This is a genomic window from Lysinibacillus sp. RC46 (genome assembly GCF_041262385.1).
Lineage (GTDB): Bacteria > Bacillota > Bacilli > Bacillales_A > Planococcaceae > Lysinibacillus.
On sequence record NZ_JBGCCF010000039.1, the window covers coordinates 15,718 to 40,668 of the forward strand.

21 protein-coding genes, 1 riboswitch and 1 other annotated feature are annotated in these 24,951 nt (G+C 36.9%); of the genes, 9 read left to right on the forward strand and 12 right to left on the reverse strand.

Going from position 1 to position 24,951, the window contains the following annotated elements; all coding sequences use genetic code 11:
* Positions 1-20: 20 nt before the first annotated feature.
* On the reverse strand, positions 21-1,541 hold the full coding sequence (gene exaC / locus ABH966_RS23820) for an acetaldehyde dehydrogenase ExaC (protein WP_370082810.1): 1,521 nt from the start codon (positions 1,539-1,541) through the stop codon (positions 21-23).
* Between the two features lie 277 nt (positions 1,542-1,818).
* Between exaC and ABH966_RS23825 the strand changes: the two genes are divergently transcribed.
* Both ABH966_RS23825 and bshB2 read left to right on the forward strand, forming a co-directional pair.
* On the forward strand, positions 1,819-2,169 hold the full coding sequence (locus tag ABH966_RS23825; RefSeq protein ID WP_049667947.1) for a YojF family protein: 351 nt from the start codon (positions 1,819-1,821) through the stop codon (positions 2,167-2,169).
* A 13-nt stretch (positions 2,170-2,182) separates the two neighbouring features.
* Complete coding sequence (gene bshB2, locus ABH966_RS23830) at positions 2,183-2,872, forward strand: bacillithiol biosynthesis deacetylase BshB2 (RefSeq protein ID WP_370082812.1); 690 nt, start codon at positions 2,183-2,185, stop codon at positions 2,870-2,872.
* A 51-nt stretch (positions 2,873-2,923) separates the two neighbouring features.
* Here bshB2 and ABH966_RS23835 read toward each other — a convergent pair whose 3' ends face one another.
* The gene (locus ABH966_RS23835) at positions 2,924-3,667 is read right to left on the reverse strand and encodes a TerC family protein (protein WP_370082814.1); all 744 of its coding nucleotides are present in this window, start codon (positions 3,665-3,667) and stop codon (positions 2,924-2,926) included.
* A gap of 245 nt (positions 3,668-3,912) precedes the next feature.
* Between ABH966_RS23835 and ilvA the strand changes: the two genes are divergently transcribed.
* Positions 3,913-5,175, forward strand: a complete 1,263-nt coding sequence (ilvA, locus tag ABH966_RS23840; protein WP_370082816.1) for a threonine ammonia-lyase IlvA — start codon at positions 3,913-3,915, stop codon at positions 5,173-5,175.
* Between the two features lie 237 nt (positions 5,176-5,412).
* On the opposite strand, the gene ABH966_RS23845 is transcribed toward ilvA, so the two are convergent.
* The 7 genes from ABH966_RS23845 to ABH966_RS23875 form a co-directional block, all read right to left on the reverse strand.
* A complete protein-coding gene (locus ABH966_RS23845; protein WP_370082818.1) occupies positions 5,413-6,378 on the reverse strand; it encodes a nuclease-related domain-containing protein in 966 nt (321 codons plus the stop codon).
* Positions 6,379-6,635: 257 nt separating this feature from the next.
* Positions 6,636-7,430 carry an ABC transporter ATP-binding protein gene (locus ABH966_RS23850; protein ID WP_370082820.1) on the reverse strand — a complete coding sequence of 265 codons (795 nt, stop codon included), beginning with the start codon at positions 7,428-7,430 and terminating at the stop codon, positions 6,636-6,638.
* Positions 7,423-8,451, reverse strand: a complete 1,029-nt coding sequence (locus ABH966_RS23855) for an ABC transporter permease (RefSeq protein ID WP_370082822.1) — start codon at positions 8,449-8,451, stop codon at positions 7,423-7,425. The genes ABH966_RS23850 and ABH966_RS23855 overlap by 8 nt, the downstream gene beginning before the upstream one ends.
* Before the next feature lie 511 nt (positions 8,452-8,962).
* Positions 8,963-9,982 carry an ABC transporter substrate-binding protein gene (locus ABH966_RS23860; protein ID WP_370082824.1) on the reverse strand — a complete coding sequence of 340 codons (1,020 nt, stop codon included), beginning with the start codon at positions 9,980-9,982 and terminating at the stop codon, positions 8,963-8,965.
* A 346-nt stretch (positions 9,983-10,328) separates the two neighbouring features.
* A complete protein-coding gene (locus ABH966_RS23865) occupies positions 10,329-10,907 on the reverse strand; it encodes a TetR/AcrR family transcriptional regulator (RefSeq protein WP_370082826.1) in 579 nt (192 codons plus the stop codon).
* Positions 10,904-13,096: an FtsX-like permease family protein gene (locus ABH966_RS23870; protein ID WP_370082828.1), complete on the reverse strand. Its 2,193-nt coding sequence runs from the start codon at positions 13,094-13,096 to the stop codon at positions 10,904-10,906. The genes ABH966_RS23865 and ABH966_RS23870 overlap by 4 nt, the downstream gene beginning before the upstream one ends.
* A gap of 17 nt (positions 13,097-13,113) precedes the next feature.
* Positions 13,114-13,806, reverse strand: a complete 693-nt coding sequence (locus ABH966_RS23875; protein WP_370082830.1) for an ABC transporter ATP-binding protein — start codon at positions 13,804-13,806, stop codon at positions 13,114-13,116.
* A 241-nt stretch (positions 13,807-14,047) separates the two neighbouring features.
* Here ABH966_RS23875 and ABH966_RS23880 point away from each other — a divergent pair, with 241 nt between their 5' ends.
* From ABH966_RS23880 to trpB, 4 genes are all read left to right on the forward strand, one after another.
* Positions 14,048-14,293, forward strand: coding sequence for a hypothetical protein (locus tag ABH966_RS23880; protein WP_370082832.1), 246 nt, complete (start codon positions 14,048-14,050; stop codon positions 14,291-14,293).
* Positions 14,294-14,365: 72 nt separating this feature from the next.
* Positions 14,366-14,761 carry a DUF1259 domain-containing protein gene (locus ABH966_RS23885; RefSeq protein WP_370082834.1) on the forward strand — a complete coding sequence of 132 codons (396 nt, stop codon included), beginning with the start codon at positions 14,366-14,368 and terminating at the stop codon, positions 14,759-14,761.
* A 303-nt stretch (positions 14,762-15,064) separates the two neighbouring features.
* Positions 15,065-15,109: riboswitch (PreQ1 riboswitch) on the forward strand.
* A gap of 6 nt (positions 15,110-15,115) precedes the next feature.
* Positions 15,116-15,598, forward strand: coding sequence for a QueT transporter family protein (locus tag ABH966_RS23890; protein WP_370082836.1), 483 nt, complete (start codon positions 15,116-15,118; stop codon positions 15,596-15,598).
* Positions 15,599-15,691: 93 nt separating this feature from the next.
* Positions 15,692-15,892 (forward strand) — a binding site (T-box leader).
* 60 nt (positions 15,893-15,952) lie between these two features.
* The gene (gene trpB / locus ABH966_RS23895) at positions 15,953-17,116 is read left to right on the forward strand and encodes a tryptophan synthase subunit beta (protein ID WP_370082838.1); all 1,164 of its coding nucleotides are present in this window, start codon (positions 15,953-15,955) and stop codon (positions 17,114-17,116) included.
* Positions 17,117-17,159: 43 nt separating this feature from the next.
* Here the strand turns inward: trpB and ABH966_RS23900 are convergent, their stop codons facing one another.
* Positions 17,160-18,785, reverse strand: coding sequence for a long-chain fatty acid--CoA ligase (locus ABH966_RS23900; RefSeq protein WP_370082840.1), 1,626 nt, complete (start codon positions 18,783-18,785; stop codon positions 17,160-17,162).
* A gap of 299 nt (positions 18,786-19,084) precedes the next feature.
* Between ABH966_RS23900 and ABH966_RS23905 the strand changes: the two genes are divergently transcribed.
* Entirely contained in the window at positions 19,085-20,077 is a 993-nt protein-coding gene (locus ABH966_RS23905) for a serine hydrolase domain-containing protein (RefSeq protein WP_370082842.1), read from the forward strand.
* Positions 20,078-20,391: 314 nt separating this feature from the next.
* Here the strand turns inward: ABH966_RS23905 and ABH966_RS23910 are convergent, their stop codons facing one another.
* Positions 20,392-21,345: an L-threonine 3-dehydrogenase gene (locus ABH966_RS23910; protein ID WP_370082844.1), complete on the reverse strand. Its 954-nt coding sequence runs from the start codon at positions 21,343-21,345 to the stop codon at positions 20,392-20,394.
* Between the two features lie 323 nt (positions 21,346-21,668).
* Positions 21,669-23,342: a methyl-accepting chemotaxis protein gene (locus tag ABH966_RS23915; protein WP_370082846.1), complete on the reverse strand. Its 1,674-nt coding sequence runs from the start codon at positions 23,340-23,342 to the stop codon at positions 21,669-21,671.
* Between the two features lie 392 nt (positions 23,343-23,734).
* Here ABH966_RS23915 and ABH966_RS23920 point away from each other — a divergent pair, with 392 nt between their 5' ends.
* Positions 23,735-24,904: an FtsW/RodA/SpoVE family cell cycle protein gene (locus ABH966_RS23920; protein WP_370082848.1), complete on the forward strand. Its 1,170-nt coding sequence runs from the start codon at positions 23,735-23,737 to the stop codon at positions 24,902-24,904.
* Positions 24,905-24,951 lie beyond the last annotated feature (47 nt).

The following is a 24,951-nucleotide window of genomic DNA, read 5'->3' on the forward strand; positions in this document are numbered from 1 at the left end:
TTGTTATTCATCCTTTGGTATTAGAAAAATCCTTGTGCTTCTTTTTTGTAGCTCACTAAAAGACATTTAGTTTGTTGGTAGTGATCTAACATCATTGCGTGGTTTTCACGACCGATACCTGAAAGTTTGAATCCACCAAATGCAGCACCCGCTGGATATTGATGATAAGTGTTTGTCCACACACGACCAGCTTGAATAGCTCGACCTGCACGGTAAGCGATGTCACCAGAACGTGACCAAACACCAGCACCTAAACCATATTCTGTATCATTTGCAATTTCCATAGCTTCATCGAAATCTTTGAATGTAGTCACGCCAAGCACTGGACCAAAGATTTCTTCTTGGAAGATTCGCATTTTATTGTGACCTTTGAAAACTGTTGGTTTAATGTAGTTACCTCCTGCAAGGTCGCCTTCAAGAATATTTTCTTCTCCGCCTATTAAGCACTCAGCACCTTCTTCTTTCCCAAGTTTTAAGTAAGAAAGGATTTTTTGTTTTTGTTCGTTAGAAGCTTGAGCACCCATCATGACTTCTGTATCTAATGGATTACCAATTTTAATAGCTTTTACGCGTTCTAATGCAAGTTCAATGAATTTATCGTAAATGGATTCTTGAACAAGTGCACGTGAAGGACAAGTACAAATTTCACCTGAGTTTAATGCGAACATCACAAAGCCCTCAATTGCTTTATTTAAATATTCATCATCTGAAGCCATTACGTCCTCAAAGAATACGTTTGGTGATTTACCACCTAGCTCTAACGTTACAGGAATAATATTTTCAGTTGCATATTGCATAATTTGGCGACCAACAGCTGTTGAACCAGTAAAAGCAATTTTTGCAATTCTTTTGTTCGTTGCAAGTGGTTTACCAACTTCAACACCAAAGCCGTTTACAATGTTAAGTACGCCTTTTGGTAGAATATCTTGAATTGTTTCAATTAACACTAATAATGAAACTGGCGTTTGCTCAGCTGGTTTCATCACGATACAGTTCCCCGCTGCAAGTGCAGGAGCAATTTTCCAAGCAGCCATTAAGATTGGGAAGTTCCAAGGAATGATTTGGCCAACTACACCTAGTGGCTCTTGGAAGTGGTATGCAACCGTGTCGTTATCTAATTGTGTTGTACGTCCTTCTTGTGCACGGATAACACCTGCAAAATAACGGAAGTGATCAATTGCTAAAGGAATATCTGCTTTTAAAGTTTCGCGAACTGCTTTACCATTATCCCATGTTTCTGCAACAGCAATCATTTCTAAGTTTTCTTCAATGCGATCTGCGATTTTATTTAAAATAGAGGCACGCTCAGTTGCACTTGTTTTACCCCATGCATCTTTTGCTGAGTGTGCTGCATCAAGGGCAAGCTCAATATCTTCAACTGTTGAACGAGCTGCTTTTGTGAAAACTTGACCTGTTACAGGTGTTTTATTTTCAAAGTATTGACCTTTTACTGGAGGAACCCATTCGCCACCGATAAAGTTATCATATTTTTCTTTGAAATTTACTACTGCACCCGGAGTATTAGGATTTGCATATATCATAGTATCAATCTCCCCATATTTTATTTATGAAACCGCATACAAATTATAACGACACAATTTATATTAATCTGTTTCATGTGTCCTATATTGATACATCAAAATAGTTTTTTCAAGGAATTAACACTAATAATAGTGAAAAATAGTTTTTTTAAAATAAAGAAATTTCAGTATTTTATCAATAACATTTATGATTAGTTTGGCAACAAAGTCTTTCGATTTCCCTTTGTCATCTTTTTTAACTATACTTAAAGGAGAAATAATCGAGAGGAGTGTTAAGATGCAAGAAGTACAAGTAAAGACGTTGCAGGAATTATTGAATTCTTTCGCCAACAAAGACGTTTATATTCATCTTGAGACGACAAACGGTTCTTATGCAGCACACTATGATGAGAAATTTTTCAATGCAGGTGCTTTTATTCGCAATGCAAAAATCAACTATGAACTTGCTAAAGTGGTAGATGATTCACCCCATCGTGTCGGATTAAAAATGGCACATGGCTGGGTTTATGCTCAAGGCATCACACATTTTGAATTAGATGATTTAGGCCGTTTATTAATGGCTGGACTAGACTACTCAGGTAAATTGGCGATTGCACTCGAAATTAGCGAAACGCCATTTACTTACTAAGGGGGACAACTTTTTGAATTTACAACCACAACGTCATATTTTAATTGTTTACCCTCACCCAGATGATGAGGCTTTTTCAGTTGCTGGAACAATTGCCTACTATACAAAGAAAATGAATACACCTGTTACATATGCCTGTTTAACTTTAGGCGAAATGGGGCGTAATTTAGGAAATCCTCCTTTTGCAACACGTGAATCTTTGCCAGAAATTCGACGCAAGGAGCTTGTTGCAGCAGCAGAGGCTATGGGAATACAAGATTTACGTATGCTTGGTTTCCGTGATAAAACGATTGAATTTGAAGACGATGAAAAAATGGTAAAGCTTGTTGAAGGTTTAATAGAGGAGTTAATGCCTTCTCTTATCATTACATTCTTACCTGGTTTTGCAGTTCATCCTGACCATGAGGCAACAGCACGTGCTGTAGTAGAAGCTGTTCGTCGTATGCCAAAAGCCGCACGCCCACAAGTGTTAGGCTGTGCCTTTGCAAATGATACAATTGAAAAAAATGGTGAGCCACATGTTGTCAACGATATCAGTGAAATGAAGATGGATAAAATTAAAGCATTACAAGCACACGCATCCCAAACAGCTTGGATGATGCAAGAAACAGAAAAACGTGTTGATGACGGTGAGCCAATGAGTGAAAGCTGGCTTAATATTGAAAAATTCTATATTGTAAATCCTGATCAATATGTAAAATAACAATAAAACGGTTCTGTCCTCTTTCTTCTTTGAGAACAGAACCGTTTTATATTAAGCAACCTTCATTTTTTTTAAGAAATGAATAATGAAAGTAATAGCAAAAATAATAATTAATACAACAAAAAACATATAATGTGGAATGTGAATACCGATGACGCTGGCTAGCATTTTCAGTGCAATAATTCCAATAATAATAAATGCTGTTGCCTCTAATTCTGGTATTTTTTCAATAACGATTAAAAATAAGCCTGCAATAGTTCTCATCATTAAAATACCTAGCATTCCCCCGATTAGCAATATCCAAATTTGATTGGATATCGCAAAAGCAGCAAAAATCGCGTCAATTGAAAAGGCAATATCCATCAGTTCTACAGAAATAACCGTTGCCCAAAACGTTCCAAAAAGACGAACGATCAACCCTGTTTTTTTCATCTCCTTGGCACTATCCGCTTCCCCAATCTGCAGGAAATGAGCGACACATAGCCAACCTAAATACAGGGCTCCTAGCAATTTAATAAACCAAAACTCTACCAAATAAACACCTATTCCAATAAATAAAAATCTGAAAAAATAGGCCCCCAACATACCGTACATTAATGCTCGTTTGCGTTGCTTGTTTGGTAAATGCTTCACTAGCACTGCTAATACGAGAGCGTTATCTGCTGAGAGTAAACCTTCTATTATTACTAGCGTTGATATTAACCCCCAAGATACAGGGTCAGATAAGACCTCTTTCCACATTTCCCAATTGAAAAATTGAATGTATGTAGATAGAATTCCTTGAATGATTTCCAATTACATACCCTCCTACTTGTCCTAAGGTATTCTAGTATATGCTTGACCATTTTCGTTATGAGGAAATGTGTGCATCCTTTATTTCTACAAAAAATTCTCGTAGAAATTTAATTATTCTGCATTTTGTAGTTTCCTAGACGAAATAGACACCGAAAATTTAGAATTTACTAAAAATTAATAACAAAAAGCTTATAATATGTGCTATCATAGATAAATGTTTTATACGTATACGGAGGATGAATATTATGGAAGCTGCTGACACTAGAACTGTGCAGGTAGAAAATATCTTGATTGCACATCATTTCTTAAAAGACGTAGTGGTGCACACGCCGCTACAAAAAAATGACTATTTATCTGAGAAATATGGAGCTAATATTTATTTTAAACGCGAAGATTTACAGCATGTACGCTCATTTAAACTTCGTGGCGCCTATTATAAGATTAAAAAAATTGAAGAAGAGGCTCGTAAAGTTGGCGTCGTTTGCGCGAGTGCGGGTAATCATGCCCAAGGCGTAGCCTACGCCTGTGCACAATTGCAAATTCAAGCAAGTATTTTTATGCCTCAAACAACACCTAAGCAAAAAATTGACCAAGTGCGTATGTTTGGTCGTGAATATGTAGAAATTATTTTAGCTGGCGATACCTTTGATGATTCTGCAGAAAGTGCATTTGCTTACTGTGATGAACACGAAAAAATCTTTATTCACCCATTTGATGATTTTGATGTCATTGCCGGACAAGGAACCGTCGCTGTTGAAATTATGAATGACATGGAGGAACCGATTGATTACGTGTTCGGTAGTATTGGCGGCGGTGGCTTAATGTCAGGTGTTTCTGCCTATGTGAAAAACCTTTCTCCTAACAGTAAAATTATCGGTGTAGAGCCTGCTGGTGCAGGCAGTATGAAGGCTGCATTTGCAGAAGGTGGTGCAGTGGCACTTGATTGGATTGACAAATTCGTAGATGGTGCTGCAGTAAAGTGCGTCGGTAACCACACATATGACGTTTGTCGTCGCTACTTAGACGACATCGTACTAGTACCTGAAGGAAAAGTATGTACAACAATTTTAGATCTTTACAATAAACACGCTATTATCGCAGAGCCTGCTGGAGCATTATCAGTAGCAGCACTCGACTCCTATAAAGAGGAAATTAAAGGGAAATCAGTCGTTATCATCATTAGTGGTGGTAATAATGACATCGGTCGTATGCAGGAGATTAAAGAAAAGTCTTTAATTCACGAAGGCTTACTATACTACTTCATCGTTAGTTTCCCACAGCGTGCAGGTGCGCTTCGCCAATTCCTAACAAGCGTGCTAGGACCAAATGATGACATTACAACTTTCGAATATACAAAGAAAAACAACAAAGAAAGTGGTCCTGCCCTAGTCGGTATCGAGCTTGGCAATCGTGAAGACTACGAAGGATTACTCGCTCGCATGAACGAATTCGGCTTCAAATACAAAGAAGTAAACAACGACATTCAACTATTTGGCTTACTAGTCTAAAATAAAGGGTCACACTTGCTACTGCTAAAGTAAGTGTGGCTTTTTTAGGTTTATCGGGGCACTTTTGAGATTTATCGAGAACTTTTGATTGTTTATCTACCAACTTTTTTATTTATCTACCAACTTTATCGATTTATCTACCAACTTTTTTAATTTATCACCCAACTTTCCAAAAATATCGACATCTACCTTACAGGCGACACTATCTGACCGCACTGATAGTTTCTTCGCTTGCATTTAATCTAACAATTTGGCAGGAATTATATATTTTCTATTTTTATTTTCACCAACCACTTCAAACTTTAACTTTTTCAATAAGTAATGAGCTACTCTCTCTGAGTCAATATCAAAAAAATTACGAAATTGAGCATTAGAAATATTGTTTCCCATCATTAGTTGATAATCCTGTAACGCTACTAGCATCGATTTATTATCTGTTCGTTGACAATTGCTACAACACCATTTCCCAAAGAAATATTGTAAAGCATACTGATACTCACACTGCGAGCATAGCGCTCCTTTTCTTAGTTCACCCCAGTCCATTTCTGGTATCCATTGTGTTGGTTCATGCTTGTTTAAAATGAGTTCAGCGATATGCTTCAAATCTTTTTCACCTAAACAAACTTGTGAATGTCGTAAAAACAGCTGTTCTACCTTTTCTGTTAAACCACTCACATGAATAATCGGTTGCGCAGACAAACTTGACGTCATAATCATGTTCGGATTTGCAGAGACAATCATATAGACAATAGGTATATGATAGCCTGCCTTTTGAAAAATCTGATGCAAAAACCTAGCATGCCGCTTTACTTGATCAAAGGGATTTCTAAAACCATCTATTCTGCCATCAGAAGTAATTCGAATAAATTGATGATTATCTTCCATATATTCTATACGCCCAACGATATTTTTGATTTCCACTATTAAAACAAAATTTCGCGACATAAATAATGTATCAATTTGATGTATCGATCCACCAGCACTCTCAGCCTTAAGCTCTACATCATGCAATAAATAATACGCATGCTCCAAATAGATTTCCCGCCATTCTCGATCTACTCTTTGCTCGCCAACAATGCCTGCCTTTGTTCTTCCTAGCATTTCTTTAAAATAATCATACTTAGCGTGAGATTTAGATAGTCTTCTTTCGATCATTTCTAACACGAGCTGCTTCGATGAAACTTCGCGCTTTTTTAGTAACATAGTTTCACCTCCTTTAGCTAGATTATAATGCACTTTATCGAAAGAGTTTGCCTATTTATCGAGAACTTTTGATTGTTTATCGACCAACTTTTTTAATTTATCTACTAACTTTATCGATTTATCTACCAACTTTTTTAATTTATCTACCAACTTTATCGATTTATCTACCAACTTTTTTAATTTATCACCCAACTCCCAAAAATATCGACATCAAGCGAAAAACGCCCACACATTTTGTATGAGCGTTTTATCATTTATTATCCTAGTAGCGCACGGTCTGAGTTCATTTTCTCTCCGCGAATACGTTCGAACTCTGCCATCAAATCCGGGATGGTTAATTCATGCTTACGATCCTCGCCAACCTCTAAAATAATTTGACCTTTATCCATCATAATCAGTCGATTTCCTAAGTCTAATGCTTGTTGCATATTGTGCGTGACCATCAATGTCGTTAAGTTGTCTTTCTCAACTAAATATTTCGTAATACGTGTGATTAACTCTGCACGAGATGGGTCAAGCGCCGCCGTATGCTCGTCTAGTAATAAAATCGAAGGCTTCGTAAATGTTGCCATTAAAAGAGACAAAGCTTGACGCTCCCCTCCCGAAAGTAAGCCGACTTTTGCAGACAATCGATTTTCAAGATTTAAACCCAACATCTCCAACGATTCCTTGAAAAATTCCCGACGCTTTTTATCAACACCGAAGCGTATGCCTCTACTCTTATTCCGTGAGTAAGCTAATGCTAAATTTTCCTCAATCGTCATTGTTGGTGCTGTGCCAGCCATTGGATCCTGGAATACGCGACCAATATAGTGAGAACGCTTATATTCTGGTAAAGTAGTAACCTCATTCCCATCAATCGAAACCGAGCCGAAGTCTGGTGTTAGTGCGCCAGAGATCATATTCATCATAGTCGATTTACCAGCACCATTACTGCCGATAATTGTGACGAAATCCCCTGGCTTTAAGTGCAAATTAATTTCTGCAAGTGCAATTTTTTCATCAGGCGTACCTTCATTGAAAATCTTATTAATATCTTTTAATTTAAGCAAGGCGCTTTCCTCCCTGCTCAACTGTCTTTACGCTTGTCTTCTCTGCTGCGCGCTTCACCTTGCGTTTGCGCTCCTTACTCTTATTAATAAATTGAGGTAAAATTAGCGCTATGATAACAATGATAGCTGTTATTAACTTCATATCCCCTGAATCAAGGAAATCTACTCGTAATGCTAATGCTAAAATAATGCGATAAATGATGGCTCCAGCAATGACAGCGAAAGTTGTGCGCATAATCGTTTTTGTACCAAAGATTGCTTCACCGATAATAACAGATGCAAGGCCGATTACAATCATCCCAATCCCCATACTTACATCTGAGAACTTCGAATATTGTGCGATTAAAGCTCCCGAAAATGCAACAAGTGCATTAGAAATTCCTAGCCCTAGAATAATAAGTGTATCTGTATTTGCCGAGAAGCTACGAATCATACGCTTATTATCACCAGTAGCTCGAATAGCCAGGCCGATCTCTGTTTTCAAGAACCAGTCAGCAATGAACTTAATTAAAATTGTGATGATTAATACTACGATTATCGTACTCCATGTTGAAGGTAGTTGATGAACGCCGATGCCTTTTAATAGATTATTTAATGCCGTATCGATTCCTAAATTACTCCAAAATGCTTGAAACTTTGAAAATAAAGTCTCTGAATTTAATAGTGGTATATTCGGACGACCTATCGTATTTTCTGCCGTTGATCCCATAATACGTAGATTAATAGAATACAAAGCAATCATCATTAAAATCCCCGATAATAGAGGATTAATTTTTCCTTTTGTGTGAAGAATTCCTGTCATACATCCAGCAATAAATCCAGCAACAATTGCTACTAAAGTCGCTAAGATTGGATGGTAGCCAAGCATAATCATCGTCGCCGCTGTAGCTGCCCCTGTTACAAAGCTCCCGTCAACCGTTAAGTCCGGAAAATCTAACACACGGAATGTTAAATACACACCAAGTGCCATAATTGCATAGATGATCCCTTGCTCCATCGCGCCAAATATTGCTAAAGGCATAGTTGCATCATCTCCTCATAATTTCTTAATAAATATAAATTGGCTCATCACATAATTTTGGAGTTGATTTCCGTTCCGGCTGGGCGCTTTGTTGCTGTCGCTTCGCTTTCGCACAGAGCAAAGCTTCCTGGGGGCGTCCGATGAGCCGCTTGGGCCAACACGATGTTGGTCCCGAAGGCGTTATCACAGGACGTGATGCTTTTAGCCTTCGTTCCCCTGTGTGCTCGCTCCAGGGTCTCATCTGTGACGCTAATCCCCAAGGAGTCGCCCAGCCTCCACTCCAATCAACTTGTCCACATGACATACTTTTTAACAAAACTTATCGATGATGAACCATAACCTTCTCATAAATTAGTATTCTAATAAGATGAAACTAGAAAGGACTGCCCACATAATTGTGGATCAATACATAATTCATAAATGACTTCATTTTTTATTCTAAAAAGTAGATAAAGCGGGGGTAGTTTTAGTTCTCCCCCGCTTCGCTACATAAGACGATCATGTCAGGTCATTACTTTTCTAACAGCTCTGCACCCCAAGAATCTTTAATTTCGATTCCTAAATCATCCGCTACTTTTTTATTGATTAATAGTTTTAGTTTTTGTGGGTATTGCGCTGGTATATCAGCAGGTTTTGCTTCACCTTTTAGAATCTTCACAGCCATTTGCCCCGCTTCATAACCGATGTCATAATATTCAAAACCATATGCCGCTAAGCCACCACGTGCAACAGAGTCAAGCTCTCCTACAACTAGTGGTAATTTATTAGAGTTTGCTACATCAATTACAGACTCAAGAGCCGAAACTACTGTATTATCAGTAATAATATAGAATGCATCTGCTTTACCAATTAATGATTCAGCAGCTTGTTTTACTTCTGCAGAAGTTGCCGCAGATGCCTCAGCTACTGTTAGGCCTTGCTCAGCCATAACTTTTTTCACTTCTTTTACTTGTGCTACTGAGTTTTGCTCACCAGCGTTGTAAACCATACCTACTTTTTTCGCACCTAATTCCTTTAAGAATGCTACTGTTTTCGAAATAGTATCAGGATGTAAATCGATCGTTCCTGTTACATTTTTCCCTGGCTTCTCCATCGATTCAATAAGCTGTGCGCCAACAGCATCCGTTACAGAAGTGAAGACGATCGGAATATCACTAGTAGCTGTCGCCGCTGCTTGTGCAGATGGCGTAGAGTTAGCAAAAATTAAATCTACGTTGGCACTTACTAGATTGTTTGCAATCGTCGTGTTAAGACTGTTATCCCCTTGCGCTATTTGTGACTCGAATTCAACTTTTAAGCCCGATTCTTCAATTGCTTTTTTGAAACCTTCAGTTGCAGCATTTAAAGATGGATGCTCAACAATTTGAGTAATCCCAATCTTATATGTTTTGTCATCTGCATTGCTCTCACTTGCATTATTCTTTTCTTTCTCTTTCGAATCTGATGAACTAGAACCACCGCTACCACAAGCAGCAAGCATTAAAACTAATCCAAATAACAGGAACGAAAGCTTTTTTAAATTGCTTCTCACAAATAATCCCCCCGATATTATATTATCTTTGATATTTATCACACTTTATCCAAACAAAGTGTGAACGTATCGCTATATTATCTTTATTATATCGCTTCGTCAACAACATTATGAATGTTCTGACTTTTAAATTTAACAAAATATTTTATTTTTTCACTCAATTCGTCGCTTTAAACCGCTAAACTACGCTATTTTTACAAATTGATTTCTTTTTCTAACATAACAAAAATTTTTTTGACAATTTTCGCAAAGCTATTTTTCAGAGATTTGATTTTTTAAGAAATTTATAGAAAAACCTGACATTCCCATAAGAAATGTCAGGCCTTAAAATAGTTTTTATTCACTATTACTTCTTCAAGATATCTACTAACCAACTACTTTGGGGTAACGGGATATCCGGGAAGCATACGTGCGTTTGAGCAACACCTTGAATGGCTGAATAAAAACAACCCGCGAGTGCTTTAGGATCACCATCTCGTATTACTCCCTTAGCTTGACCCTCTTTTACTAAACTTTCGAATCCCTCAGATGCGGCAAGGTCCTTAGCAACTTGTTGAATAGTATCTGGTAGATTACTTGCTATTTGCGTTTGTGCAACTAACATTAGTAATTTTGCCGATAATGGATGAGTTTTAAAGGAATCAATGATCGACGTAACTATCACATTTAAATACTCGAACGGTTGTGCAAATTCCTCTTCTGAAATACCAATAACAGCCATACTAGTTTTAGCTCGATTTAAAAGTTCAAGGTATACCTCTTCTTTAGAGCCGAAATAATGGAACAGTAATCCTTGGCTAATTCCAACTGAATCACCAATCTCTTTTGTTGTAGTTCCTTGATAACCGTTTCTAATAAACAAATCCAAGCCCGCGTTTAGAATTTGCTCTCGTCTAACTTCCTTCTGTTCGCGGCGTTTATTCATTTCATCATAACCTCCTGCAATGTTACTGCATTCATGCTTTTTTTATAGAGTAACATAATGACCTCGTATGAAACAGCAAAGATCACGAGAGAAATTGTTATTACCTTGCTATCTGGTGTCATTGGTATTGCTACTGTTGATGATTTAGCCAATAAATCAAATAAAAATTTAGTTAAAACAATAGCATAGAGTGTGCCAATTATAAATCCGATGTAGGCAATTAATCTAAAGCCCGATAATACGATACGATTGCATTCTGCATTTGTATATCCAAATGCTTTCATCATCGCCAAGTATTTACGATTAGAGGAAATAATGATTTTCATTACAATACTAATCGTTAAAATACTTAAAGCTAAGCCAATTGAGATAAATAGAAAGGATAGCGCGAAATACGTACCTTTTTGCTGAGAACTTGCGTATAATACGTCTTCAAGTTTTGAAACAAACATATGCTGCTTCCTGTCAAACTCTACATTGTCTTCAGTAAATACACCATTATATTCTTCTTTTTTTAAAAGGCCCGCCGTGATTGCAACATTGATATTACTATAAACTACTTCCCCATACACTGATTGCTCAATAGCTGTTATAGGTAGCTGATAAGCAACATTATTTATATAAATTTTCACCGTGTCACCAATAGTCAAATCATATTTTTTGCGCATCCAATCATTCACAACAATGCCTTCCTGTTTAGAAATATCTATAGTTTCCTGGTTCTGTATACTATAGAGTTTATAAAGAGAAAGACTACTAGATAATGCCATAAACTGGCCATTATTTAATACCCCACCATTCGGAAATTCTATTTTACAATCTTCTGAAAAATAAGGTGTTTCCGAGTCTGAAAAATTCATGTCCCTCGCGTCAATAAATCGAACGTTACTTTTATATTCGGAACCTTTAAATGTTAATGAGGATACCTTATCAGACATTGTTTGCAAAGAAAAAGCAATCTGCAAATTAGCGCTAGCCATGAAACCTGTGAGCAAGGCTAAAAAGACTAATAGAATATTATTTAATACGATTGCTTTAAAGGCCACTTTTTTAAAAGGACCAGTTAGCCCTATTCGCTTAACAAGAAAATTCAATTTTGCTGACTCTGCCTTATGAATCATTTCCAATGGCGGTTTACGTAAGGTAAATACGGCAACCCCAAAAGCCATTACAGAAAAGATCAGAGCGGGGATTGCTGTAAACATTATGAATTGTACAGGATCAAAATTTTGTGTAACATTCGGCACGAGAAATGTAGCATTAATCCGATTAATAAACAAAGGACTAACTACATAGGAAACTAAATATCCTACAACGGTGCCTATAAACACGAAAGGTCCTATTAGGAAATATCTTTTAGCAATTTGTATTCTAGAGTAGCCAAGTGCTTTTAAAACACCCATAGTTGGTTTTGTCTCAGTTATATTTTGAAGAACAGTAGTAATAAGCAAAACCATTACAGTTAAACCGAAGAAACTTAAGGCGCTAATTAGACAGATTTTAAACATTTTTTCTTTTGCGATTAATGTAGAAAGTACTTGCGGATTATCTTCTTTACTCACCACGGACTTTACATGTGAATCCAATAGCATTTTTTCTAGAAAGATTTGTTTCTGTTCCTCAGACTCACTTTCCAAAAATCGGCCCGAATAACTTGTTTTCTCCTGTTCACCCCAACTTGTGTAAGCTTCCTCACTACATAGTATTAATGCTTGAGTAGCAGGTTTGTAGCTAACACCATTATCAGCTACCAATGGTGAAATTGCGTCCGGTAAAGTAAAAATCCCACTAATTGAATAAGTTATATTGCCAATAGTAACTGTATCTCCTAATGCTAATTTATTCTCCTGTGAAAAATTTTTATCTATTGCAATTTCAGTTACTTTTTTTGGCGCCAAGCCTTTCAAGTATATTGGAATATCAATGTTTCGAGTATTTTGCATAATACGATATACATTTTTTTCATCATAAATGACTTTATATGTTACAGGATCATACGTAAAAGAATACTTATTTGAAAGGTCCGTAATTTCCTCTCCCTGTAGAATAAGTGTAAAGTCCTGCTGATTTTGATGTTCTAGTGCCCTCTTGATGGAGTTTGTACCTTGAAGATAGAAAACAAGTAATGTACAAATAAACACTGCACAGGCAACAACTAGTACAAGCGGATACTGTTTTTTAAATGTCATCAAATGTACTCCCCTTCTCACCATGTAATTTCTTCAACATCTAGTGGGTTAGTATTGCTAGTTACTTCTACTATTTTCCCGCTAGTCATTTTAATAACCTTTGTTGCAATTTGAGCAATACTAACATTGTGCGTTACCATAATAATTGTAAATTTCAATTGTTTTTGAAGCTGCTTCAAATAAGTTAAGATTTGTTTGCTCGTTTCTTCGTCTAATGCTCCAGTTGGTTCATCACAAAACAAAAAATCCGGTTTTTTCGCTAAAGCACGTGCAATAGACACTCGTTGTTGTTGCCCCCCTGAAAGTTCATAAGGAAGGCGTTTTTCTAATCCATGAAGTCCTACACCATCCATTATTTCAGTAATATTTTTGTTCCCTTTTAAGTCAGCACCCATTTTAATGTTAGATTCTACATTTAAAAATGGCAGTAAATAATATGCTTGAAAAATAAAAGCTGTTTTATCACGTCTAAACAACGTAAGATCTTTCTGATTTAATCCACAAATCTCGTAGTCATCGCAAGTAACGCTTCCTGAATCTGGTTGCTCTAAACCAGAAATTACATTAAGGAGCGTAGATTTACCCGATCCAGAAGGGCCAAGAATGACAACGAATTCCCCATCACCAATTGACAATGAAACTGAATTTAATGCATAAAGCAATTCACGACCATTTTGATAACTTTTAACCAAATTTTCTACTCTTAACATGTTAGACCTCCAAACATTTCGTTTATTAATTAATTAATCAATTAATAAATAAACGATATTATTGATTAATTAATTTGTCAATAACCAAAATGCTCCGTTCAATCATGCATAGTAAAAAGCCCCATCTGGTTAGATGCGACTTAATTTTTCTACAGACACTATTCCTTTTCAGTCTCCTTTTTTACATTTAATGCATATGATGCAAATGAGACTAGTGCTGTTTTCAAAAAGGAGGATTACCATGAACAATGAAGATATCGATTTAAATCAACCTTCTGAAAAGCAAAATGCAAATATAGGAGATATTGACACAATCATTTCTGATCTTTGTGACAGTCTATTCGCATTTGCTCTAGATTTTGCCTTAAATGCCTTGGAATATACAAAAGATTTAGATGGAGAATTAGAATATTCGGATGAATTCAAAAAACAACTAGACGATATAATTTTTGAAATAGGAGAAATTAAAAATGTTTTAGATGAATAATTTCAATCAGAGACCTCTACTACTTTCGCTCCAAGGCATCCTCATTAAATTAAAAAAAGCAGAGGTGTCTAAATGCAAAGCTTTCAAGATATGTGTACAAAATTTGCTCAGATTGCCAACGGAAAAGCTTCAACGGAACATGGTGTATGCTCAGTAAAACTTAATCGAAATCTTAATGTTATGATTCAAGGTCGCCCAAGTCGTAGTGCACTTCATGCTGGGATAACATTCGAATCACTTGATATATATGGAAATGCACTTAACTTAGGTGAAGTTGTAGTACTTCAAGAGGAATTACCTCCATTTGTTAAGGTACTTGCAGAAAATAATTTGATTATAAGTGCTGTTCATAATCACTGGATCTATTCAGACCCAGTTATTTTATACGTTCACTTTCAATCAATAGAGCCCCCATTAATCTTTGCCCAAAAATTTGCCCAAGCATTTAGTGTTTTAAAAAACTACTGATAACTACACTTGTTAAAAGAACTGCTTAGAACAGTTCTTTTTAATTTAACTGGATAAATCACTCATTTTTTATTTTTCACAGTTGCTTCTCATCTATAGACCAATTTCATTCCAACTGTAAAGAAGCAAGTGTACAAGCCCCCTTCTTATGTATTCAAAATTCGAATCCGGTCAAACACACACCTATCTAACTAATGAGCAACGAACAAGAGCTAAATATTACCTTTAGCACTATGAATTTCTGCGTTTTTTTTACTCATCGCTATTTACAAGTAAGCTTGAACATTGATATGATTGCATTTGCTTCACGTGGTTCGTAACCATCCCACGTAAAAAAACTAAGGAGAAATGAATATGAAAATAAAATTTTTAGCAACGAGCGGCATTATTGCAGCTCTCTACATTGCTGTTACATTATTAGTCGGATCATTTGGCTTTACAGAGGTGCAGTTCCGTCTATCCGAAATGTTTAACCATTTGGTTGCCTTTAACCCTCGTTTTGCCGTTGGGATTATTATTGGTGTATTTATCTCCAACATATTTTCACCACTCGGTATCTACGATTTAATTTTTGGTGTCGCCCATTCGATGATTACCCTTGGGTTGTTCATTCTTATTTGTAAATTTGTCAAAAATATTTGGGCACGTTTAGTCATCAATACATTTTTATTTACATGTACTATGTTTATCATTGCATTTGAATTGAACTTAGCATTAGAACTACCATTCTTCTGGACATGGTTAACTGTTGCTGCAGGTGAATTTGTTGTCTTAGCGGTCGGTGCACCGATTATGTATACATTGAATAAACGCTTAAACTTCAAAAATTTAATTTAATTTAAAAGACGGATCTTATTAGATTCGTTTTTTTATTTTCTTGGCACCAAGATATCTTGACACTATTCCGAAAATACTTTACAATTCATTTCAATAAATGCTAAGAAAAAGAATAGTAGCAAGCGGTCGTACTTAAAGAGAGCTGATGGTTGGTGCAAATCAGTAGTACATACTTGTGAATGGGCTTTGGAGCAGCCTCATCAAAAGTGAGGACGAATTTACTCCCCGTTATCGGAGTACGAAAGCGCGCAATTTTTGCGAATGAAGGTGGCACCACGGTTACTCGTCCTTTTTACAGAAGGATTGTAGTGACTTTTTTTTATGGAAAAATTAGATAAGAGGAGTCGAGAGAAGATGAGTATAGTAGTAGAGAAAAAAGGATATTTCGGTGAATTTGGCGGTAGCTTTGTTCCTGATGAGCTTCAAAGTGTATTAAATATTTTAGATGGAAACTTCCAAAAATATAAAGACGATGAAGACTTTAATAAAGAGCTAGATTATTATTTCCATGAATATGTTGGGCGCAAATCTCCACTTTATTTTGCTGAAAATTTAACAAAACAATTAGGTGGCGCAAAAATTTTTTTAAAGCGTGAAGATCTTAACCATACAGGTTCACATAAAATTAATAACGTTCTTGGACAGATTTTATTGGCAAAGCGCATGGGTGCTAATCGTGTGATCGCCGAAACAGGTGCAGGTCAGCATGGTGTAGCAACAGCAACTGCTTGTGCAATGTTCGGGATGGATTGCACAATTTATATGGGCTTAGAAGATACCAAGCGCCAAGCATTAAACGTCTTCCGTATGGAGCTACTTGGTGCCAAGGTAGTAGCCGTTGATAAAGGTCAGGGGCGACTAAAGGATGCAGTGGATGCAGCATTTGCTGATTTAGTTGAAAACTACGAGACGACTTTCTATTTACTAGGTTCTGCTGTTGGACCTCACCCATTCCCTTCAATGGTCAAGCATTTCCAATCAGTCATTAGCCGTGAAAGTCGTGAACAAATTTTAGAAAAAGAAGGAAAGCTACCAGCAGCAGTACTTGCTTGCGTCGGTGGGGGTAGTAATGCGATCGGTGCCTTTGCAGAATATATTGCAGATGAAAATGTTCGCCTTATCGGCATTGAACCAGATAAAGCAGCAACATTAAATGAAGGAACACCGGGTGAATTACACGGCTTCAAATGTTTGGTACTGCAAGATGCAGAGGGCAATCCGCTACCAACCTATTCGATTGCCGCTGGACTAGATTATCCTGGAGCTGGTCCAGAGCACAGCTATTTAAAAACAACTGGTCGTGGAGAATATGTAACAGTGACGAATGAAGAAGTGCTTGAAGCATTCCAAGTGCTGTCAAAGGTTGAAGGAATTATTCCTGCACTTGAAAGCTCCCACGCAGTTGCTCATGCACTAAAACTTGCGCCAACACTATCTCCGGAAGAGAGCATTATTATCAATATTTCCGGGCGTGGAGACAAAGACGTGGAACAAGTATTCCAAATGTTAAGTAGATAACAAAATGAAAGAGCGACTTCCTTTATGGAAATCGCTCTTTTAACTATACGAATGAAGCTAATTTCGGATAAATTTCTGCCACATTATCTCGAAGCTTGGCTTTCAGAAACTTTCCAACTGATGTTTTTGGAATTTCATCTAAAAATACCACATCATCTGGTACCCACCATTTTGCAAATTGACTTTCTAAAAATGCCAGAAGCTCCTCTTCACTTGCTGACATTCCTTCCTTCAATACTACACAAGCTAGCGGGCGTTCTTGCCATTTAACATGCGGAATTGCAATAACTGCTGCCTCCAAAACTGCATCATGGGTCATTAACGCATTTTCTAAATCCACCGAGGAGATCCACTCCCCACCCGATTTAATTAAATCCTTAGTACGATCCGTTATTTTGATAAAGCCATCCTCTGTTCGTACCGCAATGTCCCCTGTATATAGCCAGCCACCTCGATACGCATCATTTGTACGTTCATCACGATAGTACTCGTGTGAAATCCATGGACCTCGAAGACGTAACTCACCCATTGTCTCTCCGTCCCATGGCACTTCTCCATGGTCATTAATAATACTCGATTCAATACCGGCCATCGTCATTCCTTGCATTGCTCGCGATTCAATACGCTTTTCAATTGGCCATTCATCCATCCAAGACATATAATTTGATAATGCTACAATCGGCGTTGTTTCAGTCATTCCATACACGACGATATATGGAATTCCATACTGCTCTTCAAATGTACGAATAAGTCGAGTAGGTGAAGCAGAGCCACCGCAACAAATAGCTCGTAGCGAACTTATATCTCGCTCACGCTTCTCTTGTTCCTGTAACGCGCCAATCCAAATTGTCGGCACTCCAGCTGTTAATGTAATCTTCTCCTGCTCCACTAAATCCAAAATGATTGCCGATGTGAATTGTGGACCAGGCAATACTTGTGTAGCACCCACATTGACACTTGCAAACGGTAAGCCCCATGCATTTGCATGAAACATTGGCACAATCGGCATCACGACGTCACGTTCAGAAATGCCCATTGAATCAGACATACTGAGCATCATACTATGTAGCACTAAACCTCGATGTGAATAAACAACCCCTTTTGGATTTCCTGTTGTAGCACTTGTATAGCACATACCAGCAGGCTCCTCTTCCCCGATATCTTCTGGGAACTCATAGTTTTCATCTGCTGCTGCTAATAAATCCTCATACGATAATGCATTCGGTAATGTCGTTTCTGGCAAAGTATCCTCATCCGTCATAATAATATAATGTTTCACTGTCTTAAGCTCAGGCGCAATGTTTTCAATAATTGGTAGCAAATCCACATCAATCATTAAAATCTCATCTTCTGCATGATTAATAATATAAATTAAATGCTCTTCTGATAAACGAATATTCACCATGTGTAAAATAGCGCCAGAACACGGTACCGCAAAATAAGCCTCTAAGTGGCGATGCTGGTTCCAGGCAAAGGAGCCAATTTTCATTCCTCTTGTCATCCCCAGCTTTGTAAGCGCATCTGCTAAGCGACGTGTCCTTTTCGCCCATTCTCCATATGTTAAACGGTGAATCTTTTGTGGGCTCGTCCGTGAAATAATAGTCTTTCTAGCAAAATAGCTTTCTGCTCGTTTAAAAAAGTTTGTTAATACTAACGGCGTCTGCATCATATAAACCATCCATCCCTTCGTCTTGTGAACTCCCTTTGTATAACCTTTGTGAAATATTAACAGCTAATTTAATTGAATACTATTAATATTTTGAATATGATTATAGTAGAAAATTATAAATTAAGCTATATATTCCAATAATTTTCTTTTTATTGTTAACTTTTTCTAAAATAACTCATTCACATACGTGGGGTTGATTTCGGTTCCGGCTGGGCCTTTCCTGGAGCGTTGGAGGGAATAATGAATAAAATTAACACTTGCATACATCAATATAAGTTTACTTAAAGGAGAGAGTAATGATGGGGTTTGACGAATGTATTAACGAAGATTTTAGTGGGGTCATATCAGTCACTCAAAATGGTAAAAATGTATACCGTAAAGCCTTTGGATACGCAGATTTACCAAATAAAGTATCAAACGAGATTGATACGAAGTTTGCAACAGCCTCAGCAGGAAAAGTATTTGTTGCCATAGCCATTTTGCAATTGATTGAACAAAGTCGATTATCTTTTGATAGTTGTATTGGGGACATCTTGAATTTTGATTTAAAGAATATTGATCCTCATATCACCATCAGGCAGTTGCTTAATCATACATCGGGAATACCCGACTATTTTGATGAGTCTGTCATGAAAGATTATGACGAACTATGGATAGATTACCCCAATTATAAAATTCGCACATCATCGGATATCATTCCATTATTTATACATAAGCCGATGATGTATCCTACAGGAGATAGATTTCAATACAATAATACAGGATTTGTTGTTCTTGGTCTTATTGTTGAGGCCATTACTGGCTCTTCATTTGATGTATATCTTAATGAACATGTTTTTATTCCTTGCGGTATGTTGAATACGGGGTATTATGAACTGGACAGATTGCCTGCTCAATGTGCGAACGGATATGTATATGATGACAGCAGGCAAGAGTTTTATACCAATATTTACAGTGTTGACGTAAAAGGAACAGGAGCAGGAGGAGCATTTACTACTGTAATCGATATTGAAAAGTTCTGGGCCAGTCTGATAAAGGGTCAATTGATATCGAAGGAAATGTTAAAAGAAATGTTAACTCCTCAAGTGAAAGAAGAATGCTATGGGTATGGGATTTGGCTGGATAAAAAAGAAGAAGGCATGTTTGATTACCACTTTGAAGGCTGCGACCCTGGTATAAGTTTTTATAGTTCATACGACAAACAACAAGATTTACTTATCACATTGGTAAGCAATTTTGGGTGTAACGTATGGAAAGTTTTCAGAGATATCAAAGGTTTGATCAAACGGTAAATACAACTATATTTTAACCCCGCCCTAAATTTAGGACGGGGTTATGCTTGTTTTAGGTTTTTAAAAATAAATAACTTTATTGTCTTTTACACAACGTAACGGCAACAAAAGGTTTTATCTGTGCGATAGCGCAACATGAGGTTGGTTGGTCATCTGTGACGCTAATCCCAAGGTTCGCCCAGCCTTCATATCCAATCAACTTATATACACGGTATACGTTTAGCAAGTGTCATTCCAATTTTAAGTGATTGCCCGTCAAAATAAAAAAAGACGAAGAAAACTAAATTCTTCGTCCGATTTTTAGGATTATTTGTTTATGAACAAGCTTTTGTTTGTAGCTTGATTTTTAATTTTTCTAGCATATCAACTGTCATTTTTGCTAGATCATACTGTGCTTTAAAGCCCCATTCTTTTTGTGCCGCTTCTATATTTAAAGAATTAGGCCAGCTATCTGCTATCGCTTGACGTACTGGATCTACATGATAATCCATACGGAAATGTGGCAAATGCTTTTTAATTTCCGCCGCAATCTCAGATGGCTCGAAGCTCATTGCAGTGATATTAAAGGCATTGCGATGAATTAGTTTGCTACTATCGGCTTCCATTACATCTACAATAGCTTGCAATGCATCTGGCATGTACATCATGTCCATGTACGTACCTTCTTGAATATAAGATGTATACTTCCCTTGCTTAATCGCTTCGTAGAAGATCTCTACTGCATAGTCTGTCGTACCACCTCCTGGAGGAGTTACGTATGAAATTAACCCTGGGAAGCGTACACCACGAGTATCTACGCCAAAACGATCGAAATAATAATCACATAATAGCTCACCAGCAACTTTATTTACCCCATACATTGTTGTTGGACGCTGTAATGTATCCTGTGGCGTGTTATCCTTCGGTGTCGACGGACCGAACGCGCCTATTGAACTCGGCGTAAAAAATTGCAAATTTAACTCACGTGAAACCTCTAACGCATTCATTAAACCACCCATATTTAAATTCCACGCTAGTAACGGATTTTTTTCTGCTGTTGCTGATAATAACGCCGCTAAATGCATCATCGTATCTGCACCAAAATCCTTCGCTAAATCATGCATTCTTTGTCCATCCGTCACGTCCAATACTTCAAACGGGCCCTTAGAATGCTCAAGCTTCCGGATATCTGTCGCTAATACATTGTCCTCTCCATAAATACTACGAAGTTTTTCTACAAGCTCAGAACCTATTTGACCTAGTGCTCCTGTAACCATTATCTTTTTCATTTCTCCAAACCTCCACCTGTGAACAATTGTACTTTCTGAAAGTACAATAATATATAACTAAACATTGGTTTAATAACACTTCTGATGAATTTCATTATATAGTGTTCATATTAAAAATACAACCGCAATATTTCCAATTTTTAAAAACAGAGCGTAAAATCCTTTATCATTAGTATATGAGGCCTATAAAATATTGTGCTAGAAAAACAAACAAAATACATATGTACGTCTCAAAAGTACATTTATAAGCAATTTTAATTTTGTTTGATACTAATCAAAAAAAGAACCTTCTTTGTATGCAAAGAAAGGTCCGTTTGTTCATATTAAATTGAGAAACGCTTTACGGCTATTTGTAAAACTTTTGATACCTTATGTAACTCTTTAATATAATCATGGAATTGCTGCTGTGCGGTTAATTGATCGGCTGTTAAAGTAGCTACATGTTTAGTGGATGCTGCATTCGTATCAGAAAATGATGTTAACATTACTGCATCTTCATTAACCTTTTTCGTATGGTTGGCAATTTCTTGAATGGTTGCAGATACTTCCATTATATATGGCTTCATTGTATGTACTTTTTCTAAAATTTGATTGAAGCTTGTTGCCGTATCTCCTGTAACCTGCACACCCTTTTCAGTTGCGACTAACACACCCTCCATCATTTGCACAGCATAGCTAGAATCTAAATGAATATTTTGTACAATGGACGTAATCGTTTGGGTTGAATGAACTGTTTGCTCAGCAAGCTTGCGAACTTCATTGGCCACCACCGCAAATCCTTTACCATGCTCCCCTGCTCTAGCAGCCTCAATAGATGCATTTAAGGCTAGGAGGTTTGTTTGCGCGGTAATTTTTTCAATCACTTCAATCATTTGATCGATTGTAGCTGCTCTCTCTACAAGATTAAAAATGGCCGTATTCGATTTTTCAACCGCAAGTTTAATAGCCTGTATTTGAGTTAAATTCGCCTGTACAATTTCCGTACCACTTTCTGCATCACGCGCAGTTTTATGAGCAAAATTTTCAACAACCTGCACTTTTTCTAAAATTACTTGCACACCATTTAGCACTTCCTCTAGAGATGCTGTATTGGAAGCTAATTTTTTAGTAGAAGCAGCAGTTGAATCTGAAATAGATTGCACATCCTTTGCAATTTTTTGCGTCGTATTAGACGATTGCTCGGAAGATTCCTGCAGTTTCCCAGTCATTTCTTCAACTTCATGTGCACTATTTGATACTGTATGAAGTAGTCTTTTCACCTCTGTTGCCATCTGATTGTAAGACAATACTACCTCGCCAAGCTCATCCTGCGCCACATAACTGGCATTCGCTGTGAAATCGCCCTGCTCCGCTCGCTTTAATAATGACTTCAATTGACGTGTTGGTATATTCACAGCTTTTGTTGCTATAAATCCTATACATATTACTAACAAAACAACAAATAAACATACTCCTCCTAATAACCAATAACCAAATTGCACATCTTTCTGGTATGCCTGTTGCTGTTCATTAGCTCTCTGAACCAAATAGCTTTGAGTTTCTTCTAATAATGAATGACTTTGCTGGCTTACAGATAAATAAGACTGACCATAAAATTGTTGCTGTTCATTTTGGCCCAATTGTTTATAGTTATTAATCAATTCCACCTGCTGTGCTAGTAAGGTCTTATATTTCTTCATCTGATGGTTCGTCTTTTGATCAATTTCTAGACTTTCTAAATGATTTAATGGCTGCTCAGCGTTTTTTAAAATGACAGTCATTTCTTGATAAGCTCCGGCTGAATCCACTAAATAATCTAATTGTCGCTGTGATTCCTCTAGTTCATTTAACCACCCAATTGGTACAAGCCCTTCAGTATAACTTTCACTTGCATGCCATGACATTTTCCGTAAATAATCAACACTAAAAACACCTAGCAATACATTCGATAGTACACAAACAATCATCAGTATAAGTAACTTGTCCTTCACCATTATGTATCGAAAAAAATGCATCATCTTTGGCCCCTTCTCCAACTCTTACCAATAATAATAGTATGAAGATATAAAGCCAGTGTTATATTTTTGTAAAGATTGCACGAAGAGTTGCAAAACTATATCGATTTATCCCAACACAAAGTTATCATATTAACAACACATCCTGTTACTGCGTTTTGCTTCCGCATATAACACAGTCGTAACCTAAAGAGCTCCCATCAGAAGAGCTCAAGAAATAAACCAAACGTGATTGTAGCAATTCATAAATCTACTCATATAGAATCAAATGTAAAATTAATATATTAGTAAAATTGGTTTATGATTTGTAATTTTTGTAATACTTATTTAACTTGCAACCTTCTGTATTTCCTTATCGTTGTCTATTAATAGTGTGGTAAAAAGGAGGTGTTTGAATGTTACAAATCAAAAAATTAGATAAAAGTTTAGTTATTAGCTTGGCATTGCTCGGTATCATTAGTTGTCTTTTTGTTCATTCCAGTAGTACGGTGTTCGAGCAGTATACAAGCTCGTTTATTATAAAGCAGTTTTTTTATTACCTAATCGGATTTTTAGTTATGTATGGAGTAGCAATGCTTGATATTGAACAACTACAAAAAATTGGCTGGCCGTTTTATTGGGCGATGGTCTTGTTAACATTTGCTTTATTTATTGCACCCGAAAGTATAGCTCGGACTGTTAATGAGGCGAAGCGTTGGTACCAAATTCCAGTGTTAGGATCATTTCAGCCGTCGGAGTTTTTAAAGTTCGCACTTTTAATTGTTGTCAGTAAGGTCATTGTTGCACATCGAGAGAAATATGTGCGCCCTACCTTTTTAACGGATATGCGGCTACTCTTAATCATTGCTATTATCACTCTTCCCCCTATGCTTGCTGTTTACAAGCAACCTGATACGGGCATGGTCATGCTTTATATGTCGATGATTGTACCGATGATTTTCTTTTCAGGTATACAAAAAAAATTGCTAATAATCTTTACAGCCATTCCAGTATCAATTCTCAGCGTTGTGGCTATTCTATATGTAAAATTTAATGAATTTTTTACAGACAAAATATTAAATAAAATGTCAGGGCATCAGATTTCTCGAATTAATGGATGGTTGCAGCCTAATGAATATCCGGACTCATCTTTTCAAACAAGGCAGGGATTTTCAGCAATTGGTACAGGACAGTTTACCGGAAAAGGTTACATGAACAATAATGTCTATGTCGTGGAAAAGCATACCGATTTCATTTTTGCCAACATTGCTGAAGAGGTCGGGTTCATTGGAGCGGCATTTGTTATTACTCTTTTATTTTTTGTTATTTACCGTATTGTTCTCATTACAGTAGAAGCACAGGACCCATTTATGACGCTGATGGGAGCTGGTATTTCTAGTTTATTAGCCTTCCAAATTACACAAAATATCGGTATGACCATTGGACTTTTACCTGTAACAGGTATGACTTTGCCATTTTTAAGCTATGGCGGAAGTTCACTCATATCCAATTTCATGTTAATGGGCATTGTGATGATTATCTACAATTCTTATAGCGGCTATATGTTTAAAACAACAAAGGAGTAAGGTGAAGGTGTGTATGGATGATACTTTAAAAAAGAGAATTTTATTGT

Excerpts from the sequence above, each read along its gene's own strand:
- exaC (WP_370082810.1), bottom strand. The coding sequence starts at position 1,541 with ATGATATATGCAAATCCTAATACTCCGGGTGCAGTAGTAAATTTCAAA.
- ABH966_RS23825 (WP_049667947.1), top strand. The coding sequence starts at position 1,819 with ATGCAAGAAGTACAAGTAAAGACGTTGCAGGAATTATTGAATTCTTTC.
- ilvA (WP_370082816.1), top strand. The coding sequence starts at position 3,913 with ATGGAAGCTGCTGACACTAGAACTGTGCAGGTAGAAAATATCTTGATT.
- ABH966_RS23845 (WP_370082818.1), bottom strand. The coding sequence starts at position 6,378 with ATGTTACTAAAAAAGCGCGAAGTTTCATCGAAGCAGCTCGTGTTAGAA.
- ABH966_RS23855 (WP_370082822.1), bottom strand. The coding sequence starts at position 8,451 with ATGCCTTTAGCAATATTTGGCGCGATGGAGCAAGGGATCATCTATGCA.
- ABH966_RS23865 (WP_370082826.1), bottom strand. The coding sequence starts at position 10,907 with ATGAATAAACGCCGCGAACAGAAGGAAGTTAGACGAGAGCAAATTCTA.
- ABH966_RS23870 (WP_370082828.1), bottom strand. The coding sequence starts at position 13,096 with ATGACATTTAAAAAACAGTATCCGCTTGTACTAGTTGTTGCCTGTGCA.
- ABH966_RS23875 (WP_370082830.1), bottom strand. The coding sequence starts at position 13,806 with ATGTTAAGAGTAGAAAATTTGGTTAAAAGTTATCAAAATGGTCGTGAA.
- ABH966_RS23880 (WP_370082832.1), top strand. The coding sequence starts at position 14,048 with ATGAACAATGAAGATATCGATTTAAATCAACCTTCTGAAAAGCAAAAT.
- ABH966_RS23885 (WP_370082834.1), top strand. The coding sequence starts at position 14,366 with ATGCAAAGCTTTCAAGATATGTGTACAAAATTTGCTCAGATTGCCAAC.
- ABH966_RS23890 (WP_370082836.1), top strand. The coding sequence starts at position 15,116 with ATGAAAATAAAATTTTTAGCAACGAGCGGCATTATTGCAGCTCTCTAC.
- trpB (WP_370082838.1), top strand. The coding sequence starts at position 15,953 with ATGAGTATAGTAGTAGAGAAAAAAGGATATTTCGGTGAATTTGGCGGT.
- ABH966_RS23900 (WP_370082840.1), bottom strand. The coding sequence starts at position 18,785 with ATGATGCAGACGCCGTTAGTATTAACAAACTTTTTTAAACGAGCAGAA.
- ABH966_RS23905 (WP_370082842.1), top strand. The coding sequence starts at position 19,085 with ATGGGGTTTGACGAATGTATTAACGAAGATTTTAGTGGGGTCATATCA.
- ABH966_RS23910 (WP_370082844.1), bottom strand. The coding sequence starts at position 21,345 with ATGAAAAAGATAATGGTTACAGGAGCACTAGGTCAAATAGGTTCTGAG.
- ABH966_RS23915 (WP_370082846.1), bottom strand. The coding sequence starts at position 23,342 with ATGATGCATTTTTTTCGATACATAATGGTGAAGGACAAGTTACTTATA.
- ABH966_RS23920 (WP_370082848.1), top strand. The coding sequence starts at position 23,735 with ATGTTACAAATCAAAAAATTAGATAAAAGTTTAGTTATTAGCTTGGCA.